The following is a 2,247-nucleotide window of genomic DNA, read 5'->3' as shown; positions in this document are numbered from 1 at the left end:
GGTGTATACCGGGCGAACGGCAATAACGGCGAGTGGACAGGCGTGCTGCAAGGCGTTGTAACAAAGAAAATGCCTGTGCAGTCCTTTGACTTGGCCATCGCTATTCAAGAGGGTGCAGACGCACCTCAGATGTTGCAGCACTGCACCTACAACATCGGTGGGCGCGAGGCGCTGGACATGCGTTTCATCGCTAAAAACAATAAGGATTTCACTGTAAAAACCGCAGGCAGTGTCTGGAAGAAAGAAGAGGGGCCTTTTGGTCTGGTCTATAACGTGTGTGAAAAAACATCACCTGAAAACTGCAAGTTCACCGTCGTTCAGTAACACAAAATAACCCTGTCGCTCTTCAGCGAGCCTGCAACGGCTCGCTGAAGAGTCACTCACGTCAGATCATGCAAATCCTTGCCCAGCGCAGGCATGACCTCAAAATGAGAGAACACCACCTCCAGCCCGCCCCGCTCCGGGCTGCAGCACATTGGCCCTACGGCATAAGACTCACTCACCGGAAATGGTGCCAGGCGCAGCAGCGGCCAGCGCAGCCCGTCGCTGGAGTGCTGAATGCGCAGCACGCCCTTGGCGACGGTGACTCGCAGCCAGAGGCCGGATGACGAATCATCAAACGCACCCGTGGCCCAATCGGATTGTCCGCAGGTTAAAACGCTGCCCAGCATCAGGGCTCCGTCGCTGACTTCAACGCCGGTTTTGACCCAGTTGTGCTCGTCAATGCGGACCATCAAGCCCGCCTGATCGTAAAGCGTCTTGAAATCACCCTGCACATGCACTTGCGCAGTGAAGTCACCGGTCACCGAAACACCCAGAAAATGACCGGTGTCGCGGCAGAAGCCGTAGTGCGTCTGCTGCCAGAAATCGGTTTGCGGGTCTGTGGTGACGGTCAGGCGCTCGTCCGTCACGCTGCAGTGCCGGGGTTGGTTCAGCCAGATGCCTTTGTCGAACATGTCGCCTCCTGTTTGGGGTTGATGCCGAGAGTAGGTTATTGAATGACAAACACAATACCCATAGCGCACGCAGCCAATCACCGCACCGTTATTGACACCCCACCCACCAAAAAACATGATGCTTCCACCCTCAACACCGGAACGCACTCATGAGCGACAAGAAAAAGCTTTTGCTGACTGGCGCAAGCCGGGGTATCGGTCATGCCACGGTCAAGCATTTCAATGCTGCTGGCTGGGAAGTGTTTACGGCGTCGCGGCAGAACTGGGTCGCTGACTGCCCGTGGGCTGAAGGTTTGCTCAACCATATTCACCTGGACCTGGAAGACATCGACAGCGTCAGCGAGAGCATGGCGGCGATCAAGGACAAGCTCGGCGGACGGCTCGATGCGCTGGTCAATAATGCAGGCGTTTCACCGAAGACCGAGGACGGTGGGCGCATGGGTGTGCTGGAGTCGGATTACAGCACCTGGATCAAGGTGTTCAACGTCAATCTGTTCTCCACCGCTCTGCTGGGCCGGGGTTTGTTTGACGAGTTGAAGGCGGCCAAGGGCAGCATCATCAATGTCACCTCCATCGCCGGCTCGAAGGTCCATCCGTTTGCAGGTGTTGCCTATGCCACGTCCAAGGCGGCGCTGTCGGCGCTGACCCGGGAGATGGCCTTCGACTTCGGCCCGCACGGGATACGGGTCAATGCCATTGCGCCGGGAGAAATCGATACATCGATTCTGTCACCCGGCACCGCAGAGATTGTCGAGCGGCTGGTGCCGATGCACCGGCTGGGCAAGCCAGAGGAAGTCGCCTCGTTGATCTACTTCCTGTGCACGGCCGGCGCGTCCTATGTGAACGGTGCAGAGATTCACGTCAACGGCGGCCAGCACGTCTGACTCAAGGCGTGCCGGAAACGCCCTCCGGCACGCGCCGCACGCCCAACCGACTGATCCACACCGAAGCTACGATTATTCCGCCGCCGATCAGCAGGCGGGTGAAGTCCTCATGCTGGTTCCAGATCAGCAGATTGATCAACAGCCCCAGCGGCACATGCAGGTTATTCATCACCGCCAGTGTGCCGCCGTTGACCATGCACGCGCCTTTGTTCCACCAATACATGCCCAGCGCCGTCGAACCCAGGCCGAGAAATAGCAGCACAATCCATTGGGTCGGCGCTTCGGGCAGGTGTTGCGGGTTGCCGAACATCAGGAACGCCGGCAGGACCACGGCCAGGGCGCCGAGATAAAAATAGCCGAAGCGTCGGTAATGCGGCAGGTCGCTCGGGTGGCGCGCCACCAGATGC

Annotated in this window: 4 protein-coding genes; 2 read left to right on the top strand and 2 right to left on the bottom strand. The window is 58.4% G+C overall.

The features are described 5' to 3' along the window. Positions 1 to 324: DUF3757 domain-containing protein (locus tag ALO80_RS28260; protein ID WP_055011361.1), on the top strand; the 324-nt coding region annotated here is incomplete at its 5' end. Between the two features lie 56 nt (positions 325 to 380). Here ALO80_RS28260 and ALO80_RS28255 read toward each other — a convergent pair. Beyond that, positions 381 to 956 (bottom strand): DUF1349 domain-containing protein, encoded by a 576-nt coding sequence (locus ALO80_RS28255; protein WP_055011360.1) that lies wholly within the window; start codon positions 954 to 956, stop codon positions 381 to 383. Positions 957 to 1,105: 149 nt separating this feature from the next. Between ALO80_RS28255 and ALO80_RS28250 the strand changes: the two genes are divergently transcribed. Beyond that, positions 1,106 to 1,840 (top strand): SDR family NAD(P)-dependent oxidoreductase, encoded by a 735-nt coding sequence (locus ALO80_RS28250; protein ID WP_054984581.1) that lies wholly within the window; start codon positions 1,106 to 1,108, stop codon positions 1,838 to 1,840. A gap of 1 nt (position 1,841) precedes the next feature. Here the strand turns inward: ALO80_RS28250 and ALO80_RS28245 are convergent. Further along, positions 1,842 to 2,247: EamA family transporter (locus tag ALO80_RS28245; RefSeq protein ID WP_144434261.1), on the bottom strand; the 406-nt coding region annotated here is incomplete at its 5' end.

Origin of the sequence: Pseudomonas caricapapayae, from assembly GCF_001400735.1 — a bacterium.
In the GTDB taxonomy this organism is placed as follows: Bacteria; Pseudomonadota; Gammaproteobacteria; order Pseudomonadales; family Pseudomonadaceae; genus Aquipseudomonas; species Aquipseudomonas caricapapayae.
This window is presented reverse-complemented; position numbering and strand designations above follow the sequence as displayed.

What these genes read in the sequence shown, in the direction of transcription:
- ALO80_RS28255 (WP_055011360.1), bottom strand. Translation starts at nt 956, where the DNA reads ATGTTCGACAAAGGCATCTGGCTGAACCAACCCCGGCACTGCAGCGTG.
- ALO80_RS28250 (WP_054984581.1), top strand. Translation starts at nt 1,106, where the DNA reads ATGAGCGACAAGAAAAAGCTTTTGCTGACTGGCGCAAGCCGGGGTATC.